This is a genomic window from Sulfuricurvum sp., assembly GCF_030691015.1.
In the GTDB taxonomy this organism is placed as follows: domain Bacteria; phylum Campylobacterota; class Campylobacteria; order Campylobacterales; family Sulfurimonadaceae; genus Sulfuricurvum.
The window spans coordinates 217,425-236,987 of sequence record NZ_JAUYFF010000001.1 but is presented as its reverse complement, the minus strand read 5'-3'; the positions used below and the strand labels follow the sequence as shown (position 1 = coordinate 236,987).

The following is a 19,563-nucleotide window of genomic DNA, read 5'->3' as shown; positions in this document are numbered from 1 at the left end:
TACATTTCGTTCCCCCTGAGCTAGTTGAAGGGTGGACGAAAGAAACTTACTTTTTAAACACTCTTACAATTTTTGAAATAATTTCGACTGTCCCCATCACAATACCGCCCGCAACGATTCCCGCTACAGCATCTAATAGCACCGGCGTCATCCACCCTAGCACATTACCAATGGCAGGTATCTTTTCGGCTGTTTGAACCGCAGTTTCTACGATATGGTGCGCATCGGGGAGTCCGTGAAGCAAGATACTTCCTCCGACGAGGAACATTGCCGCGGTTCCGACTATGGTAAGAATTTTCATCAGTTTCGGAGCAAAACTGAGCAATCCCTGCCCGACATTGCGGTGAAGTATCCCTCGTTTGCCCTCCGGAGCATTATGGAGGAGGTGTAATCCGACATCGTCCATTTTAACGATTGCGGCCACAATTCCATACACTCCGATCGTGATGGCGATTGCAATCCCCGAAACAACGATCGTTTGGGTCATGATATCTTTATCAGCGACGGTTCCCAGTGCAATAGCGATGATCTCTGCCGAGAGGATAAAGTCGGTACGGACAGCCCCTTGGATTTTCTCTTTCTCAAACGCTTCCAAATCGATTTCGGGGTTGTGAAAGGCTTCAATCAACTGATGCTGATGTTCTTCCTCTTCACGGGAAGCGAGAAAAGGGTGGGCTATTTTTTCAAACCCTTCATAACAAAGGTACGCTCCCCCAACCATCAAGATGGGGGTGATCGACCACGGTGCAAAGGCACTTAACCCTAATGCTGCAGGGACGAGGATCAGTTTGTTTTTGAAAGACCCTTTTGCAACTCCCCAGACGACGGGGAGTTCCCTCTCTGCTCGAATCCCGGCGACTTGCTGTGCATTGACTGCAAGATCATCACCGAGGACTCCGGCAGTCTTTTTCGCAGCTACTTTACTCATTGCCGCGACGTCGTCTAAGAGAAGGGTAATATCATCAATCAGAAGGAGTAAGCTGCTACCTGCCATCATTTAGTCCTTTAGTATAAGGGTGATATTTTCAGGTAGAATAATATTTTTGAGTTGTTCACGAGCAAGATAGAGATGTTTTCCGCTAACACTCAATGTCCCATTTTCCAGCACAAGCGAGATCTCAGAAGCATTGACTCTTGATGCCAAAAGGATATGTGCAAGCCACAGTAACATACCAAGAGCATCCAGAGTCTCTTTCTCCGGCAATAGTGAGCTTAATGATCCTTTAGGGATGAGATCAGAGGAAGAGTGCCCTTTTTTAAAGAGGAGAAGGTGTGAGATAAGGGCAATCTGTGAATGATTGAGACCATAGTCGAGTGTGTTCATCGCTAGATAGTGACTGTGGCGCTGATAAGCATAATAACGGACATCAACCCCTATGGAGAGAAGTTTGGCGGCAATAGCAAGCTCTTGTTGAAATTTAGGGGCAATCCCGAGAGAAACATGCAGCAATTCAAAGAGACGTTTACTAAGATGGGCACATTGCTGTGCATGCGTACTGTGGAGACCATAGGTATCGAGAAGATACCGAACACTGGGGTTATAATTGGCAGGGAAGCGATCTCCTGAATTACGAAGTAAATCGGTTAGAAATACCCCTTCGCGTACCCCGACTCCACTACAGATAAGTGTTTTGATTTGGGTATGACGAATAATACGCTCTAAGATAAGGGCACCGGGCTTGATGGTATCAAAACGATCGGGCTTAATAAATAACGAGCGAAGTTTTTTGGAACCCGCAGAGAGGATTTGCTCATTAAAGTGTAAAAAAGAGGCTTCATCTGTGGTGTATGCGTGAAGCTTTTTAAGAGGATACTCCTCTTTTTTCATCAGAGCACGGGTGAGGGCGCGAAAGCTTCCTCCTATACCGATCAGAGTATCGGTATCAAATGGTGGAAGCTGTTTGAGTGCTTCATCGATATAGCCAATGGCTCCCTCCACATCATCACGATCGAAGAAAAGTTCTTTGATTCGAACAGTTCCGACATTGAGAGAGAAGAGTTGCTCAACTTTCCCGTTGCGAAGAAGGGTAAACTCACTGGAACCTCCCCCTACATCGACCGTAATGGCATCTGAGAGGCTCGGAAGGAGATTGGCACAGGCCATTCCTCCTAAATAGGCTTCTCTCTCTCCTGTGATCACTTTGATAGATAGGTCATGTTCACGTTTGATACGGGAGAGAAAAGAAGAAGCATTCGGTGCATCACGTAGAGCGGATGTCGCAACACATAATATTTTTCGAACACCGAAAGATTTGGCAATCGATAAAAACTCTCCGATTGCCTGAGCGGTACGATCCATAGCGTCACTCTGAAGATAACCTTCATTTTTATAAGCGTTTTCACTGATACGGACAGAACTTTTGACTTCGTGGAGAATATGAAAAGCAAAACGGCTGGTTTTTTGAAAGACCGCCATTCGCATGGAATTGCTTCCTATGTCGATAACGGCGGTTGATTTTGCCATTTACTCCTCTTCCTCCATCAATTGCTTGTGTTTATAGAGGAGTTCTTGCATGGTTTCCACATTATCTTTATCGGGGATAATACAATCGACCGGACATACGGCAATACAAGCAGGTTCATCGTAGGTTCCTACACACTCGGTACAACGGTCCGGATCGATGATATAAATCGGATCGCCCTCTTCGATTGCGTCCATTGGGCATTCTTCACGGCATGCGTCGCATGCGATACATTCATCGACAATTAATAGTGGCATAGGTTAAACCTCGGTTATGTATTTGGTTATTGCGCGATTTATAGCGAAAGGAACCTTTGAGGAGTTTTAAAGTAGAGAATCTTATCGTAATGGAAGGACGCAACACAGCTTCGAAGGGAGAATAAGACGAGCACATGAACCGTCCATTCCATCTTCTCTATTGGTTAGCGTAATAACGGCACCGATCGCTTCGGCAGCACTTTTGGCTAAAAATAGTCCCAACCCAACCCCTGATTTGTTTCCTTGGCGCTTAAACGGGGCGAAGAGATCGACGCTTTCATCGATACCGCACCCCTCATCGATCACTTCAATGACAATTCCGACTCCGTTGAGACGACTTTGGAAGGTAATTACTTTCCCCTCAGGGGTAAACTTGAGGGCATTTTGTAAAAAATTCTGCAAAATTTGATTGAGCAGAGTAACCTGCAATACGGCATTAAAGGCATCCGGTTCAAAATGGGTTTTGAGCGTTTTATTTTCACTGTTTGCCAAGAGTTTAAAATCCCCCTCCCATTTTTTGAGAATTTGGATGACATCGGTTTGGACAGGAATTTCGAGCTGTGCCCCCTCTTGACGACCTATGTTGAGAATATCGGCGACGATTTTATTCATCTCATCAACACTTTGATTGGTTATTTTGATCGCTTCGATATACTCTTCCGCGGTTCGCTTTTTAATCAACGTAACTTGATTTTTGAGTTTAATAACGGCGAGAGGGGTTTTGAGTTCATGTGCCGCACCGATAAAGAGCTCTTTTTGGTATTTGACGAAATTTTGGATACGGGCTATGAGACGATTGAGCGTCTCTCCCAGAGGTTCGAACTCATCGGGAAGCTGTTCAACTTTGATAGGGCGTATAAGGTGCTCGTTCATGTTGGCAAGACGGCGGCTGAGGGCAGTGATCGGGGCAATCAACATTTTTGAAAAGGCTATAGCATAAAGGATAATGACGACAAAACCGACGGCATTGATGAGATAAATAGAGTTCATGATTTTTGTTAAGAGCCGCTTGGTCGGAGTGATATCCCGACTCACTTTTAGATACGAGGAGTTTTCAAAATCAAACGGATAGATAAGAACAAGGGTCGTTGTTTTATCTTTATTTGTTTTTTCATAAAAATCGAGGTGTTCTTCATTTGGGGTGAGGGTAATCAACTCAACGTCAAGTCCCATAAGTGTTTCCGTATTGTTCTGCTGTGCGGACAAAAGGGATTTATTGGAAGATATGTTTTCAGCGTAACCGATTAGTTCAGCTTGTTTTTCATCGTAAATAGATTGTTTGATAAAGAGATATAAAAAGGAGGAAAAAAGGATAACCAATGCCGCCGAAGCGACAATGAGTTGGAAGAGAAAGCGTCGTCTTATGCTTCTTTTGGAAAACAAAAACGGTATCCTCGGCGGCGCACGGTTTCGATAGTGGTGATACCGAGCGGTTTATCCATTTTCTGACGAATTTGGTTGATCGCAACCTCGATAACATTCGGAGTAACGAGTTCAGGCTCTTCCCAGATGGCATCCAACAATTGCTCTTTGGATACGATTTGGTCACGATGACGTGCAAGGTGAGTCAATACTTCGAAAGGTTTACCTTTGAGTTCAATCTCTTTTTCTTTATAGATGATTTTTTCCTCTTCAGGATTGATCGTCAAATCATCAATTTCGATGATATTGCTACCGCCGAAACGTAAACGTGCTTCAATACGAGCAACAAGGACATCGAAATCAAACGGTTTACGGATATAATCGTCCGCACCAGCTTTAAGGGCTTCAATTTCGCTTGCATTGTCATCACGTGCTGAGAGAACAACAACTACAGTTTTAGGAGTATTGCTTTTGATGTCTGGGATGATATCGACGCTATTACCATCAGGTAGCATCCAATCCATCAAGATTAGGTCATAGTTACGGATATCGAGATAATACTCGCCGTCTTTTAGTGTTTCGACGACGTCGCTTTGGTAACCAAATTCTTTGAGCCCTTCTGCAAGGGTTTTATTGAGGGTTACTTCATCTTCAATGATCAGAATACGCATTCAGATTCCTCATTTATACGGAAATTTTGCCGAAATGATACCATACTTTTAGAATTTTTTAAACTTTTTTTCAATTTTTTTTAAAAAATGAAATTTTTTTGAACACCGACGGTGCAATTTTGGAGAATATCAGGTTTGCGAATGGTAAGAAAAAGGGTTTCAATAAGAGGGAAATGTTTTTTGAGCGTAACGCCGAGTACCTCCAATGCCGTTTCGATCAATTCAAACTTTTCAGTTTTCATTGTATCTTCAATCATTCGGGCAACGTCAGCGTAATTAATGAAAAGGGTGGATGTATAAGAATAGTCAATAGTGCAGTCGATTTGAACCCTCTGCGGGATGGTGCGTTCATGTTCAAGAATCCCGATAATAGTATCAAAGGTGAGATTCTCGATAAGAATGGTCATGCGACCCGTTTCTCTTCCCCTTTGAAAAGGCGGACAAAGTTAGGAATATGTTTGTAAAAAAGGATAAAGGCGATGAAAAGTACCGGAGCATGGAACATCGTAGGATATAAAACAAAAGAAGCAATGATAAGGGCAAGAAGTCCGAGCATTGAAGAGAGTGACGAGATACGGATCGTTTTTGCCGCAACTCCCCACACGATAAGGGCGATGGCGGTAGGAATCGGGAGCATTACGGCCATAACGCCCATCCCTGTTGCAACTCCTTTGCCCCCCTCAAACCACATATACGGACTAAAACAGTGCCCGATAACGGCGAGAACGGCAACCATCCATTGAACCGAATCACTCATTTCAAAATATTTAGCGGCGAGGACAACAATAATCCCTTTGAGTGCATCCAGAGCGAGGGTCGCGGCACCGAGCTTTTTAGCAAGCTTAGGATTGGTCTCTTTGACAACGCGCAGTACATTGGTCGCCCCGATACTTCCCGAGCCTGAATCGGTGATATTGACCCCTGCAAACACTTTTGCCAAAATAAGTCCGAACGGGATACCGCCGAGGAGATAGGCGGCGAGATAAAACTGAACATTGAGGTTAAATAAAAAATCCATAATAGGTGACTCTTTGTTGGTAAATTTTGGATGGTATTATATTTCAAAAGATATAATAACATCCTAATGAGAGTAAGGAATGATTTTGAATACTAGCGCAGAAGAGTTAAAACAAAAAATTATTGATCTTAAAAGCCGTCTCAGCGTCACCGTTGTTGCCCATTTTTATCAGCGCGATGAAGTGTTTGAGATGGGGGATATTACGGGAGATTCGCTCGAACTCGCGAAACGGACGATGGCGGATGATAAAGAGTTCGTCGTATTCTGCGGGGTCGGATTTATGGGGCAAAGTGTCAAAATCCTCAGCCCTGAAAAACGGGTTGTGATGCCGAAAGTCGCCTGTTGTGCGATGGCAAAAATGATTGATGGCCTCTATTACGATCAATCGATCCAAAAACTCGAAGAGGCGGGGATCAAAGCGGACGATATCCTCCCGATCACTTACATCAACTCCGATGCGGCGGTAAAAGCCCGTGTCGGAAAAATGGGGGGGATGGTTTGCACCAGTTCCAACGCCAAAACGATTATCACCAAAGCCCTTGCCGAGGGGAAAAAGATCCTTTTCGTCCCTGATCGCTGTTTGGGACAAAATATCGCCAATATGATGGGATTGAAATCATGCGTCATCGGGGATGGGTCTGACCCCAAAGAAGCGGACATTATTTGCTACGACGGATTTTGCTCGGTGCATCAACTCTTTAGTGTCGAGGATATCGAGTTTTACCGTAAGAAATATCCGGGGATTTTGATCGCCGTCCACCCTGAGTGCGACCCTGCTATCTGTGACCGAGCCGATTTCGTCGGTTCGACGTCGCAACTCATCAAATACATCATGGAACTTCCAGCGGATCAAAAGGTGGCGGTAGGGACAGAGTTTAATATGGTCAACCGCCTCCGCCCATCCAATACGTATATTCTTTCCAGCACCAAACCCGAATGTCCGACGATGAATGAAACGACGTTGGAAGATTTGTATAATGTCCTTAAATCGATTGAAGACGGTGCGCCGATCAACGAGATCGAAGTGGATGAGGATACGGCGTATTGGGCAAAAATCGCGTTAGAGAGGATGATGGCGTTATGATTGAACAATTTATCCGTGAAGTATTAGCCGAAGATGTGGGGCGCGGGGATTTGTATGCGCGGGTTTCCGATGCGGCACCTGCCAGTGCGAAGATCATCGCGAAAAGTGACGGTGTTTTAGCGGGGGAAGCGTATCTACGGGTATTGTCGGATATCGAAAAGTTCACTATTACATGGCACAAACAAGACGGTGAGAGGTTTGTAAAAGGGGAGGTGCTGATGGAGCTTAGCGGCGATTCGCACACACTCCTTCGGATAGAGAGGACGCTTCTTAATATGCTCCTTCATGCGAGTTCTATCGCGACACTGACCCGTAAATATGTCGATCTCATCGCACCGTATGGGACGAAACTCCTCGATACCCGAAAAACTCGCCCTTTGCTGCGCAATTTCGAGAAATACGCGACCCGTATCGGCGGGGCGACGAACCATCGGATGGGGCTGGACGATGCACTGATGCTCAAAGATACCCATCTCAAAACGATTCCAAATTTAGAGCTTTTTATGGAAGAGGCGCGGGCAAAAATACCCTTTACCGCGAAGATAGAGATTGAAGCTGAGACGATAGAGATGGCGAAGCATGCTATGGAAGTGGGTGCCGATATCGTAATGTGTGACAATATGTCTGCCGAAGCGCTCCGTGAAGTGGTTGAGTACAAATGGGAACACCACAGCAGTGTATTGCTCGAAGCGAGCGGCAATATTACTCTGGATACCATAGAAGAGTATGCTAAAACAGGTGTTGATGCAATCAGTACGGGTTCCCTCATTCACCAAGCCAATTGGATCGATATGTCAATGAAAATGGATTAATAAGTGGCTGACGACACAGAAAAGACCGAAGAACCCACCGCCAAGAAGATAGAAGATGCGCGTGCTGAAGGGAATGTCCCCAAAAGTCAGGATATTGTCGGGGTAGTGGTACTGCTCGTCGCTATTTTGGCTCTAATAATGATGTTTGTTTTTATTGCCGAGCGGATGCTCAATCTTGCCCGCTATTACTTTTCCTTGATGAATCAGCCTCTGGATCGTGAGCTGATGCTGGATATGGCAATAGTTACGATGAAAGAGTTCCTCATTATGGCATTGCCTATCTCAGTGGTTGTCGCTATTGCAGGGGTCATGGGGACAGTCGGTCAGATCGGATTCAATTTTACGACCAAACCTCTCGTCCCTAACTTCTCAAAACTTGACCCGATTAAGGGATTTGCCAATCTTTTTACCCTTCAAAAAGCACTGGAATCGGTCAAAATAACCTTTAAATCCCTTACGGCTTTGGGGATCGGATTTCTCTATTTTTGGTATTTTATGGAAGAGTTGCCGACGGTTGCGTTGTTTAACCTGCACGATCAGATGATTTGGTTGCGGGACAAAGCGATCATTTTAGCTTCCATTATGCTTATTATCATTTTTCTGTACGCTATTGTAGACCTCTTTTTAGTCCGAAAAAACTATTTTGATAAGCTCAAAATGTCACTTCAAGAGATCAAAGATGAGATGAAGAATATGGAAGGGGATCCTCACATCAAAGCGAAAATTCGCCAGATTCAGATGCAGGCGGCACGGAAGCGGATGATGTCGGCTGTCCCTACCGCCGATGTCGTTATCACCAATCCGACCCACTATGCCGTAGCGATAGTCTACGATGATACGAAACACAATGCTCCCGTCGTGGTCGCCAAAGGGGTCGACAATATGGCGATACAGATTAAAAAAGTGGCACGGGAAAATGGGGTACATATTGTCCAAAATCCTCCTCTTGCACGATCTCTTTACGCAGAGGTTGATGTTGATCGTCCAATTCCCGATATGCTCTTTGCCGCAGTGGCCGAAGTACTGGCGTATGTCTATAAGATGGGCAAAAAACGGAAGGATAGCTTGTGATGGATCGCTGGTTAGCGTTTTTTGCCGATAAAAAAATTATTGCCGGCGTATTTTTGCTCATCATGACGCTTCTGGGGGGAACCTTGTTGTATTTGGAACAAAAAGTGACATCCCAAACGCTAGAACGTCTTAGCGACCAACTCTCACTCGCACTCAACTCTCAACTCGAAAAAGAGCGTTCCACCGCATTGCGCTATGCTTTGATACTGGGACAAAACAATTCACTCAGTGATGCATTAGAGCAAGAAGATGAAGAGAAAGGTTTTGAAATTCTATCCGAGGTAATGGAGTCGATTAAGCTTCATACCGATTCACTCATACGTTCACAGATTATTACCGCCGATTATGTTATTTTTGCACGGAGCTGGGACAACTCGTATGCAGGGATGCCTTTGGATTTTCATCGTCCCGATCTCCTCTATTTTCAAAATCATAAAAAACCCCGCTCCGCTATCGAAGTAGGGCGAAAGATAGGGGTTAAAGCAACGGTTCCGATCTATCATACCGAGCAGATGGTCGGATTTGTGGAAGTGGTCTCTTTTTTCGAATCGACGCAAGAATATTTTGATCGTTTGGGGATTGATTTATATATTCTGATGGATGAACGTTTTTACGAAACAGCGGTATTTATGCAAGAAAATCCGGCGATCGGAAAAGAGTATATTTTAGCCAATCCGAAATATACCCAAAGTGATTTAAAGCTTTTGGAGGGGATCAATTTCAAAACGTTAAAAATGACTCGAGTAGTTTTTAGCGGAGGGCGTTATCTGTTTTATGAACCGATGAAAAACGGTGAGGGAGAGACGATCGGTGCTTTCATCTTTTCCCTTTCGCCGAAGCAGATTAGTGCGTATGCCCATTCGGATGAAGAGGACATCTCCTTTTTGATCCATCTGTCTCGCAATGAACTGTACGATGTAATGGTCAAAAAATCGCTAGAAAATGCGCAATTTCAAAGTGTATACGACAAAGAGCTACTTTATCTCAAAGATACCGTTGCTCCGGAAGATCGAGAGCTTTATCTACAAGAAGCGCGTGAGCGGCTGAATGCCTATTCCAAAGAGGAATTGATCGGGATAATGCTCGATTACAAAGTAACCAAAGAGATCAAAGGGGAGATTCGATGAAAGTACTATTACTCGAAGATGAATACATGCTGCGTGTCAGTATCACCGAATTTTTGGAAGAGTTGGGATTTGAAGTTTTTGGATTTAGCAATGGGGAGAGAGCCTTTGATGCGGTATATGAAACCCACTTCGATCTCTATCTTCTCGATGTGAATGTTCCGGGGATGAACGGATTTGAGTTACTTCGGACACTGCGTAAAGAGGGAAATAAAACACCTGCCATTTTTCTTACTTCTATGGTCAACGTGTCTGATTTACAAGAGGGGTATAAGTCGGGGTGCTGTGACTATATCCGCAAACCGTTTGATCTGACCGAATTGCAGATACGGATTATGCATGCCATGAAAAGTTTCTATCATGAGGGGGAAAACCGAATCGATTTCGGCGAAGGGTTGATTTACGATACCGAAAACTTCACCTTGATGCACAACGATCATAATATTGCCCTCAGTAAAACGGAAAAAGAGATTTTTACCGTATTACTCAAGCATACGAATCAAGTCGTCTCGGTGGAGATGTTCCAAGATGAGATTTGGGGGGAATATGTCGATCCGGCTAATATACGGGTTCAAATCAATAATCTTCGTAAAAAACTTCCTCTAGAGATCATACAAAACCGTCGCGGGCTGGGATACATCATTGAACGATAATCGCTACGCACTTAAAAATGCATTTCTCTACACAATGCTGGTCGCAGTGCTGCTGTTGCTACCGACCTATCTGTATGTCACTTATATGAAGTATGTTCACGAAATTCAGTATGAGTTTAAACTCAAGCGGCAGTCCCATTTGATTATCCGTACGATGGAAGAGTTTGACTCCAATGAGAATAAGCCGTTTGAGTATCCGAGATTCCGCTCGTTTCAATCTGGGCTTTATGATGTCCATTTTAACCCTCTCTTTAGTGTCATTCAATCACCCCTTGGTGTTCAAAAAACAGGGTACCATATCCAAGATTCTTATGCGTATCTGGTTATAGCTCTTCCTGAGGGGCGTTATTTCGGAGCATCCTATCTGGTGGTTGGGGGGAATATCTCGTACGCCCGAATTTATCAAGATGTTGTGGTTATTTTGCTCTCCATTACTGCATTGATCTTTGTTCTATCTCTGTTTTTTCTGGATAGGTTTGCTTTACCGTTTCAGAGAATTAATCAGCGTCTGGATCAGTTTATAAAAGATTCGATGCATGAGATTAACACACCGCTCTCTATCATTAATGTGAATATTGATCTGTATAATCGCGCCAATCCTACGAATAAATATCTGCAGCGGATCAAAGCAGCTACCAAAACACTCGCAACCCTTTACAATGATATGGATTATCTTATAAAAAACGAGCGTTTGGCATTTGAATATGAAACGATCGATTTAAGTCACTATTTGCAAGAGAGGATTGATTACTTTTCCGAAGTTGCCGCACTCAAAAATATTACCCTTATTCCGCACATCGACAAAGGGGTTGCCATTGTCTTTAATCCCACACAGTTGCAGCGCATTATTGACAATAATATTTCCAATGCGATCAAATATTCGCATGAAGAGGGAAAAATCGAAGTCATTTTGGAGCGTTTTGAAACGAAGTGTGTAATCCGATTTCGTGACAACGGAGTCGGGATTGAGGATATCAATCGTATTTTCGAGCGGTATTACCGTGAAAATCGTGACAAGGGCGGATTCGGGATAGGTCTGAATATCGTCAAATCGATTGTGGACAAAGCGGGTATCGAACTTCAAATAGACTCTATTTACGGAGAAGGAAGCACCTTTACCTATACTTTCTTCCCCCCCCTTTATATTAACGGGTAAATTTTTACTTTTTTTACATTAATTTTACATTCCTACCTTACAATGCTCCTTGAAATATAGAAATTAGGAGAGCCAATGCGAAAAGTGATTATGCTCGGACTTGCTACTTTTTTAAGTGCAGCCGATTTATCGCAGGTAATTGAAACCCCGGATGCGACGGCTATTTTGAAAAAAGATGCCTTGCCTGCAGCTAAAGCGTATGTTATGCCAGAGGGGTGTGTCAGTACTGACCCTAAAGCGATTGCCCGTGGAAGCTATATCTTCCATAACCTAAACGGAAAAGATGCAAAAGAGAATCCGCCGGAGGGGCTTACCAGACTCCTTCCTGATGGAAAAGAGAAACAAATGGGTAACTGTGTTGCCTGTCACAACATCGAAGGTGCCAAAGGGTACGGTAATATCGGCCCTGATTTGAGTAAGTACAAAGAACTTTACATGGATAGCGGCGTACGTAATCCTCAGTTTATGTACCAAAAAATCGCAGACCCGCGTTTCGATAACCCAAAATCGGCCATGACGGTTAATTTGGCTAACGGCCTTATGAACGAGCGTGAAGTGTGCGATTTGGTATCGTATATCACAGCAGTTAAAAAATAAATTTCAAGGAGAGACATTATGGAACGAAGATCATTTTTAAAAGGTTTTGGAGCAGCGGCAGCATGTGCGATTGCATTGCCTCATGTAGCAAGTGCGGCAGAAGAGAAAAAATCGGGCGGCCCGAATGAGATGAATTTTGAGACGGCAGTAGCGGCAATTACCGGCGGTAAAGCAGTGATCGCTTCGGCTAAAGTCAAAATGGAAGCTCCTGAAATTGCGGAAAACGGTGCGGTTGTACCGGTTAAAGTAACCGTTGATAGCCCAATGACATCAAAAGAGTATGTAAAAGCCATCCATGTACTTGCATCGAAAAACGGAAACGTTCGTTGTGCGAATATCTATTTGACACCGGCAAACGGTGAAGCATTTTTCGGAACGCGTATCAAATTAGGTGGAACCCAAGATGTCGTTGCTATTGCAGAGATGAGTGACGGAACTTTCCTTAGTGCAAAACAAAACGTAAAAGTAACGATCGGCGGATGTGGTTGATTTTAATCAACTCTATAACGTTTAGTAAAAATTGATAAAGGATTAATATTATGAAAACACTGATTAAAATCAAACCGAAAGATTACAAAGCAGGCGATGTTGTAAAAATCGATTTTATGGCGATGCACCCGATGGAAACCGGTATGCGTAAAAACAAAGACACGGGAGCATTGATTCCGGCTGAATACATTGATGAAGTTAAGTTTATGTTTAACGACACTTTGATTACAAAAATGGTTATTTGGGAATCCCTCTCAGTTAACCCGCTTATGTCTATCAGTTTTAAAGTGCCGGGTGCAGGGACACTCAAAGTTATTGCAAAAGATAACAAGGGCCAAAGCGTCGAGAGTACGACACAAATCACTCCAAAAGGATAAACTATGCGTACCCTATCAATCACGGCTGCATTGGTGTGTTTAGCACTATTGGGAACGGCTAACGCTGAAGAAAAACTCAGCATGTCCGATGCGGATAAAGCGATGTACGCGGAGCTTTTGGATAATAATCCCGCAGAGATGGAAGTATCCGAGGGTGAACAGCTTTTCGGCGAACTTGTCGGAACGGCAAATTATGCAAAAATGTTAGGTGTTAAAGAGAAAGACCTTCCTAAAACTATTGCAGGATTTCCTCGCTACCTCGAGAGTGCTAAAAAAGTAGTGACGTTGGCACAGAGTATCCAAATGGCTGCTGCGGCAAATGAAAAAGCGGTTCCTAAGCTTGAGAGTAAAGAGATGGTTAAAATGTCTGCGTATGTGAAATCAATTGCAAACGGACAAAAAACCAATATTGATGTTAAAGCAAATAAGCACATGGTTGAGATGATGAAACTCGGACAACAAGTGTTTGAAGAGCGTCGCGGCGGTCGCGGACTTTCCTGTAACAACTGTCACAGTGCCGATATTGTCGGTCAGCGTCTACGTATGCAGCCGTTGCCTGATTTAGGGGCTAAAGAGACGGCAGCTGCGGGAACATGGCCGGCGTATCGTATGACCCAGAGTCAAATGGTAACATTGGACAAACGTATGCAACAATGTATGAAAAATGCCCTTTTAGCTGAGATTCCACTTGGCTCGAAAGAGATCGTAGCATTGGAAGTATATGTTACGAACAAAACCAAAGGGAACAATATCAGTGTTCCTAGCGTGAAACGTTAAGGATTAGATTATGGATTTATCACGAAGAGATTTTTTCCATATTGCTGCGGCACTGGGAATAGGGGTTCCGACTCTTTCATCAGCGGCATCAACACCTAAACGTGCTGATGAGGTTAGCCTCAAAGATATTTATGGATTTAACGCGAAGGGAAATGTAACATTGTTGCATATCTGCGATATGCATGCTCATATCAAACCGCTGTATTGGAGAGAGCCTTCGACACTTATATCAGCGCCGAACCTCACCGGAACACCGGGATTTTTATGCGGCGAATCGTTTTTGAAACATTATGGGATGCAGGGTAAAACTCTGGATGCTTATTTCGATACGTTTATGAATTTTGACGCATTAGCCTCTAAGTTTGGAAAAATGGGGGGGATTTCACACATGAAAACCCTCATCAACCATATCAAAAAAGAGCGCGGTGCCGACAATGTGATGCTCCTCGATTCAGGTGATACGTGGCAAGGTACCGGTGTTGCATTGAAAACCAAAGGTGAAGCGATCGTAAAAGCGCAAAACTATCTCGGTGTCGACGTCATGGTCGGACACTGGGAGTTTACCTACGGTAAAACACGGGTCAAAGAACTGATCGAGATGTTGAATGCGAAATTTGTTTCTCAAAACGTCGTCGGAGATGATTCCTTTGCCGATGATTTTGAAGAATTGATTTTTGAACCCTATACTGTTATGGAGCGCGGCGGAGCGAAGATCGGTATTATCGGCCAATCGTTTCCGTTCACCTCTACGGCGAATCCGAAAGAATTTACCCAAGGGTGGAGTTTTGGCCTACGTTTAGATACTCTTCAAACGTATGTGGATAAACTTCGTAAAGAGGAAAAAGTGGACTGCGTCGTAGTCCTCTCTCACGATGGTTTCAGCGTTGACCAAGAGGTTGCCCGTCAAGTCAAAGGGATCGATTTTATCCTCAGCGGACACACGCACGATCCGTCGCCTCGTCCGACCGTCATCAACGGTACGGTCATTGTAATCGCGGGAAGTCACGGTAAATACGTAGGGCGTTTGGATATCGATATCCAAAACCATAAGGTTAAAGGGTATGAGTACAAACTGATTCCCGTAGCCTCTAACCTGATTCCGGCTGATCCTGAGGGTGAAGCGCTAGTCAAAGAGTTGTATTCGCCGTATGATTCCGAACTCTCCGAAGTGTTGGGGATTACGAAATCGACGTTGTTTAAACGCGACACGTTCCACTCGACATTCGATCAGCTGATCAACGATTCGATCATCGATGCGATGGATTCGGACATCTCGTTTACTCCGGGATACCGATGGGGAACTACGGTTCTCGCCGGTGATAAAATCACGATGGACGATGTCTATGATATGACGGCGATCACTTATCCGAATGTGTATACATTCGAACTAAGTGGTCTTCATATCCGTACGTTGCTCGAAGATATCGCCGATAACGTATTTAACGCCAACCCGCTTTATCAGCAAGGGGGCGATATGAGCCGTCTGGGCGGAGTCACATACGAAATCCGTGTCGGTGCTGCCAGCGGTAAACGTATCACGAATATCATGGTAGGCGGCAAGCCTCTCAATGATACTAAAGTGTATAAAGTCTCTTCATGGGGCGGCAACCTGCAAAATGCGGGAAGCAACCTAAAAGACTCTTTGACACGTCCTGTCTATGACGTAACGTCAGCCTATATTCGCCGTCAGAAAAACGTCAACATCAGCGGTAACAGTAATGTCCGTTTGATGGATTATGACTGCGGATGTCCCAAAAAAGGTGCGAAAGGGTGCTAAGCACCTTTTTGTTAATCCATCAAACTTAAGGAGTTAGGAATGAAATTAGTCAATCTCAGTATCGTAGCAGCAGCTACATGTTTGTTAGCAACGTCGGCGCATGCGCTTAAAACGGAAGATCGTAACCTCAAAGCAAACGGTCAAATTGAATATCTAAAAGCACCGGGTGCGGTAAACTCTATCGGTGAGATGTTTACCGAGGGTGAAGTTTACGGACGTATGCGATCCAATATGTTCTGGTGGGATTGGGAAAATGAATACCATGTTGCTGGCGGTACGGCTGATAATAATGTATGGGGCATCGGTGGAAGTTTAGTCTATAAAACCGGTTTTTATAACGGTTTAGGGGCTACTGTCGGTTTTTACGGTACAACACCTATATCAAATGAAAATCTTGTTCCAGGAACAACGAGTAACTCAGGTAAAGCAGGTAAAGATGCCTATCGTACGAGTATTGATGGAAAAGAAAGCGGGATCGGCGTATTTGCGGAAGCGTATGGTGAGTACAAAGCGGGTAAAACCAATCTAAAAGTAGGTCGCCAAGGCATAGACAGTATTATGCTCGCAACAAATGATACGAAAATGGTTCCAAATACCTTTGAAGCAGCAATGGTTGAGAATAAAGATATTCCGAGTACAACAATTCGTGCCGGATATGTAATGAGCCAAAAACTTCGTGACCACCAAACTTTTCACAGTATTTTGGCGTATGATAGCGGTACAAGTGGATCAAGTAAAGTGGACAAAATTTATCAGAATGATGATTCAGGTGTTCACAAAGGGTTGAGTGTTAAAAATATTCGTGCATTGAATGAAGATGCGAATCCTGAGATGGTATTGGCTATAGTTGAGAATAAATCAATTCCTAATTTGAAACTCGATGCAGAATATGTTGGTATTGATGGATATTTTTCAACAGTGGTTGCAGAAGCCAATTATCAAATTGCTGTGGGCAATGGTTGGACATTGACTCCGGGTATCCGTTATCTTGGACAAATGGATGATGGTGCAGGTAAGATCGGAGGTGCTTCGTTAAATGGAAAAGTAGCTACAAATGCTAATGGCGGAAATCTTACTGCACGTAATTCGTATACTAACCCTTCAAGTGTAGATGGGAATATTTGGATGGGGCGTTTAGTATTGGCTAATGGTCCTTTATCATTGATGGCAGGATATTCTGATGTTGCCGATAAAGCAGATATTATTGCTCCGTGGCGCGGATTCCCGACGGGTGGATATACTCGTGATATGGCACAGTTAAACTGGATTGCTAATACTCAATCATGGATGGTAAAAGCCGATTATAATTTCGATAAAGCGGGAGTTGTTCCGGGACTTATCGGTGCATTATCGTATGCTGATATGGATTTTGATGATAAAAAAATGTTGGCAGTGGCATCTGATTTAAGTGATCGTTCGATCATACATTTAGATTTGATTCAAACGTTTAAAACACTTCCAAATATGGAATTTAAATTCCGTTTTGCGGCAATTGATGCAGAAGCTTCTACAAAAACAAGTCCAACTTTAGTTGTTGATGGTGAATCATATAACGAGTATCGTTTCGAAATTAACTACCTCTTTTAAAGGCTAAATGATGAGAGCGTTGTTGGGAACTTTATTGCTAGCAGTAACGAGTTTGAGTGCGTATGATTACGCCCTTAAACCGGTACGTGTCACCTCGGACGTCCACTGTTTTTTTGGGAAACCCGAGATTATGGATAAAACCAACAACGGAAATATCGTCAACAGCTGTTATATCGATGCGGGAGAGGGATACGTTGTCGTCGACACCGGTCCCTCTTATGCGTATGCCCAATCGGCCTACAATGCAATGCAAAAAATAAAATCCCTCCCCGTTAAACTCGTTATCAACACCCATATCCATGATGATCACTGGCTGGGCAACAACTATTTTACCGAGCAGGGAATTCGTGTGTTAGGATCCGATGATTTCAAGGTGAGTGCTGATATGAGCGAGCCTACCCGAATGCAAACCTATATCTCTGGCGAAGCGTATGCTAAGACGAAGCCCACATTGCCGACTGAGATGATCAGTAGTGATACAACGTTGAACATCGGTAACCAAAAACTTGAGCTTAAAATTGCTAAACATAAAGCCCATACGGCAAAAGATATGGTCGTGTATGTGTCGAAATCGGAAGTACTTATTGCCGCTGATTTGGTTTTTAACGACCGTCTCCCTTCCGTCCGAGGGGGAGATATTAACGGGTGGCTCTTGGCACTTGATGAGCTTGATACTTTAAAAGCCAAACACGTGGTCGGAGGACATGGAAACCGCACCGATAAAGATGCGGCTGCGATGACGAGAGACTATTTCACGCAGATGCGTAACGAGATTCGTGCCGCAATTGCTGAGGGTCTTAGCATTGATGATACCCTCAAAAAAGTAACGATGGACGGTTATAAAAAATACAAACTCTATGAGGGTACGCATCGCCATAACGTCGAAGCTTCGTATCGAGTACTCGAGTGGGAATAATGATGAAACAATTAGTGTTTTTAGTTTTCGTATTCTCTACTCTAGCTTTTGGGGATATCCGTTTCGCACAGCCTGAACCCTCTATCGATAAGCCGCGTGAAGTAGTAATGGGGATCAGTCATGGTGATGATGAATCGATTCACCATGGCCTCAGTACGGCGAACAATCTCCTCAAATTCTACGGTCCGGAGAAGATTCATTTACGGATTGTCGCTTATTATCACGGCATCCGAACAGTGCTCAAAAGTGAAAAAGAGATTGCCTTGCGTGTACGGGCCCTCCAGCAATACGGTGTCGAATTTGTCGCCTGCGGCAATACGATGGAGACCAAAAAAATCACCCCCGATCAGCTAACGCCTGATGTCGAGGTCGTGAGTGCAGGGATTGCGGAAGTGATCGAGCGCGCCACAGAGGGCGCATTTTATATTCAACCTTAAGGAAGTAAACATGAAAATTTTTCTCATAACAGTTTTGGCGGGGTTTTTATCCCTTTTTGGCGGTGATTTACACCTATTGAGTGTTCCGAATGCGGATGGAAAATACAATGCTGCTGTCATAGAAAAAGCACTGGAAGCCAACGGCTTTGTCATTTCGGCAAACAGTGAAATGAACGGCCCGTTTAAAATTCAATTCGGACAAAGTGATTTTACACAGTTCAATCTATTGACCGCATATCATAAAGTTCATTCGGAAACATTGGTAAAAGCAAATCCTGATGCGGGAATTTTTGTTCCGATGGGATTTGGTATTTATCAACGAAGCGGGGAGAAAGAGCTTCATGTCTCAATCTTGAGTGCTGAAGCCATGGCAAAAATTGCGGGGTTCAAGGCAAAAGAGTTTCCCCTAATTGAAAAAGAGGCGTTAAGCGTATTGAAAAAAGCGCTACCGAATGCGAAAGTCTCAACGAGCGAAACGTCACTCCCTGCCGAGGGGAAACTTTTAAGCCGATACGTCAAAGCAAGCAGCAAAGAGAGTTGGACGAGTGATAAAGAAGAGACGGAAATGATGATCGAAGACGGTCTCAAACCGGCGGGGTTTGTGATGTCGAACTTCACCGATTATAATTTTGCCCTCGGTGAAAAAAGTCCGTTTGATTTTTACGATACCTACTCGATTTGTAAACTTAAAGTGATTTACACGGTAGCGAAAACTCGTCCTGAAGCGGCGGCTTTTGCACCGTGCACCTTGATGGTATACAAGAAAAAAGATGCAAATGAAATCGTGATGGGATTCCCGGGAGTTTACAACTGGATGAGTAGCGCACGTGTCAGTGATCCCGAGGGGAAGGCCGTATTGATGCAAGCACAGAAAGATTTTGAAGCGGTACTTCAAAGTACGGTTGAATAAAATTTTGTGAGCATGGTGAAAATTTA

At 43.9% G+C, this 19,563-nt stretch carries 22 protein-coding genes; 15 read left to right on the top strand and 7 right to left on the bottom strand.

The annotated features are described in order from the left end of the window. Positions 1 to 46: 46 nt before the first annotated feature. The 7 genes from Q8O20_RS01255 to plsY form a co-directional block, all read right to left on the bottom strand. Positions 47 to 997: a DUF808 domain-containing protein gene (locus tag Q8O20_RS01255; RefSeq protein WP_305529662.1), complete on the bottom strand. Its 951-nt coding sequence runs from the start codon at positions 995 to 997 to the stop codon at positions 47 to 49. Continuing rightward, on the bottom strand, positions 998 to 2,464 hold the full coding sequence (locus Q8O20_RS01250; RefSeq protein WP_305529661.1) for a Ppx/GppA phosphatase family protein: 1,467 nt from the start codon (positions 2,462 to 2,464) through the stop codon (positions 998 to 1,000). It lies immediately after the preceding gene. Next, positions 2,465 to 2,719: a YfhL family 4Fe-4S dicluster ferredoxin gene (locus Q8O20_RS01245; protein WP_013459298.1), complete on the bottom strand. Its 255-nt coding sequence runs from the start codon at positions 2,717 to 2,719 to the stop codon at positions 2,465 to 2,467. An 81-nt stretch (positions 2,720 to 2,800) separates the two neighbouring features. Then, on the bottom strand, positions 2,801 to 4,102 hold the full coding sequence (locus Q8O20_RS01240) for a HAMP domain-containing sensor histidine kinase (RefSeq protein ID WP_305529660.1): 1,302 nt from the start codon (positions 4,100 to 4,102) through the stop codon (positions 2,801 to 2,803). Next, positions 4,081 to 4,752, bottom strand: a complete 672-nt coding sequence (hsrA, locus tag Q8O20_RS01235; RefSeq protein ID WP_304739072.1) for a homeostatic response regulator transcription factor HsrA — start codon at positions 4,750 to 4,752, stop codon at positions 4,081 to 4,083. Before hsrA ends, Q8O20_RS01240 begins: the two co-directional genes overlap by 22 nt. A gap of 80 nt (positions 4,753 to 4,832) precedes the next feature. Next, on the bottom strand, positions 4,833 to 5,159 hold the full coding sequence (locus Q8O20_RS01230) for a dihydroneopterin aldolase (protein ID WP_305529659.1): 327 nt from the start codon (positions 5,157 to 5,159) through the stop codon (positions 4,833 to 4,835). After that, positions 5,156 to 5,770 (bottom strand): glycerol-3-phosphate 1-O-acyltransferase PlsY, encoded by a 615-nt coding sequence (plsY, locus tag Q8O20_RS01225; protein WP_305529658.1) that lies wholly within the window; start codon positions 5,768 to 5,770, stop codon positions 5,156 to 5,158. Before plsY ends, Q8O20_RS01230 begins: the two co-directional genes overlap by 4 nt. Positions 5,771 to 5,855: 85 nt before the next feature. On the opposite strand from plsY, the gene nadA reads away from it, so the two are divergent. From nadA to Q8O20_RS01150, 15 genes are all read left to right on the top strand, one after another. Beyond that, entirely contained in the window at positions 5,856 to 6,854 is a 999-nt protein-coding gene (gene nadA, locus Q8O20_RS01220) for a quinolinate synthase NadA (protein ID WP_305529657.1), read from the top strand. Next, positions 6,851 to 7,666, top strand: a complete 816-nt coding sequence (gene nadC, locus Q8O20_RS01215; protein ID WP_305529656.1) for a carboxylating nicotinate-nucleotide diphosphorylase — start codon at positions 6,851 to 6,853, stop codon at positions 7,664 to 7,666. The genes nadA and nadC overlap by 4 nt, the downstream gene beginning before the upstream one ends. A 3-nt stretch (positions 7,667 to 7,669) precedes the next feature. Continuing rightward, complete coding sequence (flhB, locus tag Q8O20_RS01210) at positions 7,670 to 8,737, top strand: flagellar biosynthesis protein FlhB (RefSeq protein WP_305529655.1); 1,068 nt, start codon at positions 7,670 to 7,672, stop codon at positions 8,735 to 8,737. Then, the gene (locus Q8O20_RS01205) at positions 8,737 to 9,864 is read left to right on the top strand and encodes a cache domain-containing protein (protein ID WP_305529654.1); all 1,128 of its coding nucleotides are present in this window, start codon (positions 8,737 to 8,739) and stop codon (positions 9,862 to 9,864) included. Before flhB ends, Q8O20_RS01205 begins: the two co-directional genes overlap by 1 nt. Next, positions 9,861 to 10,514: a response regulator transcription factor gene (locus tag Q8O20_RS01200; RefSeq protein ID WP_304739086.1), complete on the top strand. Its 654-nt coding sequence runs from the start codon at positions 9,861 to 9,863 to the stop codon at positions 10,512 to 10,514. The genes Q8O20_RS01205 and Q8O20_RS01200 overlap by 4 nt, the downstream gene beginning before the upstream one ends. Further along, on the top strand, positions 10,504 to 11,670 hold the full coding sequence (locus tag Q8O20_RS01195; RefSeq protein ID WP_304739088.1) for a HAMP domain-containing sensor histidine kinase: 1,167 nt from the start codon (positions 10,504 to 10,506) through the stop codon (positions 11,668 to 11,670). Before Q8O20_RS01200 ends, Q8O20_RS01195 begins: the two co-directional genes overlap by 11 nt. Positions 11,671 to 11,745: 75 nt before the next feature. Further along, complete coding sequence (gene soxX / locus Q8O20_RS01190; RefSeq protein ID WP_304739090.1) at positions 11,746 to 12,267, top strand: sulfur oxidation c-type cytochrome SoxX; 522 nt, start codon at positions 11,746 to 11,748, stop codon at positions 12,265 to 12,267. A gap of 18 nt (positions 12,268 to 12,285) precedes the next feature. Continuing rightward, a complete protein-coding gene (gene soxY / locus Q8O20_RS01185) occupies positions 12,286 to 12,756 on the top strand; it encodes a thiosulfate oxidation carrier protein SoxY (protein ID WP_304739092.1) in 471 nt (156 codons plus the stop codon). Positions 12,757 to 12,806: 50 nt separating this feature from the next. Beyond that, entirely contained in the window at positions 12,807 to 13,133 is a 327-nt protein-coding gene (soxZ, locus tag Q8O20_RS01180) for a thiosulfate oxidation carrier complex protein SoxZ (protein ID WP_294870458.1), read from the top strand. A gap of 3 nt (positions 13,134 to 13,136) precedes the next feature. After that, positions 13,137 to 13,910: a sulfur oxidation c-type cytochrome SoxA gene (gene soxA / locus Q8O20_RS01175; RefSeq protein WP_305529653.1), complete on the top strand. Its 774-nt coding sequence runs from the start codon at positions 13,137 to 13,139 to the stop codon at positions 13,908 to 13,910. Positions 13,911 to 13,920: 10 nt separating this feature from the next. Then, a complete protein-coding gene (gene soxB, locus Q8O20_RS01170; RefSeq protein ID WP_305529652.1) occupies positions 13,921 to 15,687 on the top strand; it encodes a thiosulfohydrolase SoxB in 1,767 nt (588 codons plus the stop codon). 39 nt (positions 15,688 to 15,726) lie between these two features. Beyond that, positions 15,727 to 17,274: an OprD family outer membrane porin gene (locus Q8O20_RS01165; protein WP_304743331.1), complete on the top strand. Its 1,548-nt coding sequence runs from the start codon at positions 15,727 to 15,729 to the stop codon at positions 17,272 to 17,274. 7 nt (positions 17,275 to 17,281) lie between these two features. Beyond that, positions 17,282 to 18,190 (top strand): MBL fold metallo-hydrolase, encoded by a 909-nt coding sequence (locus Q8O20_RS01160; protein ID WP_305529651.1) that lies wholly within the window; start codon positions 17,282 to 17,284, stop codon positions 18,188 to 18,190. Further along, a complete protein-coding gene (locus tag Q8O20_RS01155) occupies positions 18,190 to 18,627 on the top strand; it encodes a DsrE family protein (RefSeq protein WP_305529650.1) in 438 nt (145 codons plus the stop codon). Before Q8O20_RS01160 ends, Q8O20_RS01155 begins: the two co-directional genes overlap by 1 nt. A gap of 10 nt (positions 18,628 to 18,637) precedes the next feature. Beyond that, positions 18,638 to 19,537: a DUF302 domain-containing protein gene (locus tag Q8O20_RS01150; protein ID WP_305529649.1), complete on the top strand. Its 900-nt coding sequence runs from the start codon at positions 18,638 to 18,640 to the stop codon at positions 19,535 to 19,537. Positions 19,538 to 19,563: the final 26 nt, after the last annotated feature.

Excerpts from the sequence above, each read along its gene's own strand:
- Q8O20_RS01245 (WP_013459298.1), bottom strand. The coding sequence starts at position 2,719 with ATGCCACTATTAATTGTCGATGAATGTATCGCATGCGACGCATGCCGT.
- soxY (WP_304739092.1), top strand. The coding sequence starts at position 12,286 with ATGGAACGAAGATCATTTTTAAAAGGTTTTGGAGCAGCGGCAGCATGT.
- Q8O20_RS01200 (WP_304739086.1), top strand. The coding sequence starts at position 9,861 with ATGAAAGTACTATTACTCGAAGATGAATACATGCTGCGTGTCAGTATC.
- soxX (WP_304739090.1), top strand. The coding sequence starts at position 11,746 with ATGCGAAAAGTGATTATGCTCGGACTTGCTACTTTTTTAAGTGCAGCC.
- plsY (WP_305529658.1), bottom strand. The coding sequence starts at position 5,770 with ATGGATTTTTTATTTAACCTCAATGTTCAGTTTTATCTCGCCGCCTAT.
- hsrA (WP_304739072.1), bottom strand. The coding sequence starts at position 4,752 with ATGCGTATTCTGATCATTGAAGATGAAGTAACCCTCAATAAAACCCTT.
- Q8O20_RS01150 (WP_305529649.1), top strand. The coding sequence starts at position 18,638 with ATGAAAATTTTTCTCATAACAGTTTTGGCGGGGTTTTTATCCCTTTTT.
- soxA (WP_305529653.1), top strand. The coding sequence starts at position 13,137 with ATGCGTACCCTATCAATCACGGCTGCATTGGTGTGTTTAGCACTATTG.
- Q8O20_RS01165 (WP_304743331.1), top strand. The coding sequence starts at position 15,727 with ATGAAATTAGTCAATCTCAGTATCGTAGCAGCAGCTACATGTTTGTTA.
- Q8O20_RS01250 (WP_305529661.1), bottom strand. The coding sequence starts at position 2,464 with ATGGCAAAATCAACCGCCGTTATCGACATAGGAAGCAATTCCATGCGA.
- Q8O20_RS01155 (WP_305529650.1), top strand. The coding sequence starts at position 18,190 with ATGATGAAACAATTAGTGTTTTTAGTTTTCGTATTCTCTACTCTAGCT.
- soxZ (WP_294870458.1), top strand. The coding sequence starts at position 12,807 with ATGAAAACACTGATTAAAATCAAACCGAAAGATTACAAAGCAGGCGAT.
- Q8O20_RS01255 (WP_305529662.1), bottom strand. The coding sequence starts at position 997 with ATGATGGCAGGTAGCAGCTTACTCCTTCTGATTGATGATATTACCCTT.
- Q8O20_RS01230 (WP_305529659.1), bottom strand. The coding sequence starts at position 5,159 with ATGACCATTCTTATCGAGAATCTCACCTTTGATACTATTATCGGGATT.
- Q8O20_RS01205 (WP_305529654.1), top strand. The coding sequence starts at position 8,737 with ATGGATCGCTGGTTAGCGTTTTTTGCCGATAAAAAAATTATTGCCGGC.
- Q8O20_RS01160 (WP_305529651.1), top strand. The coding sequence starts at position 17,282 with ATGATGAGAGCGTTGTTGGGAACTTTATTGCTAGCAGTAACGAGTTTG.
- soxB (WP_305529652.1), top strand. The coding sequence starts at position 13,921 with ATGGATTTATCACGAAGAGATTTTTTCCATATTGCTGCGGCACTGGGA.
- nadC (WP_305529656.1), top strand. The coding sequence starts at position 6,851 with ATGATTGAACAATTTATCCGTGAAGTATTAGCCGAAGATGTGGGGCGC.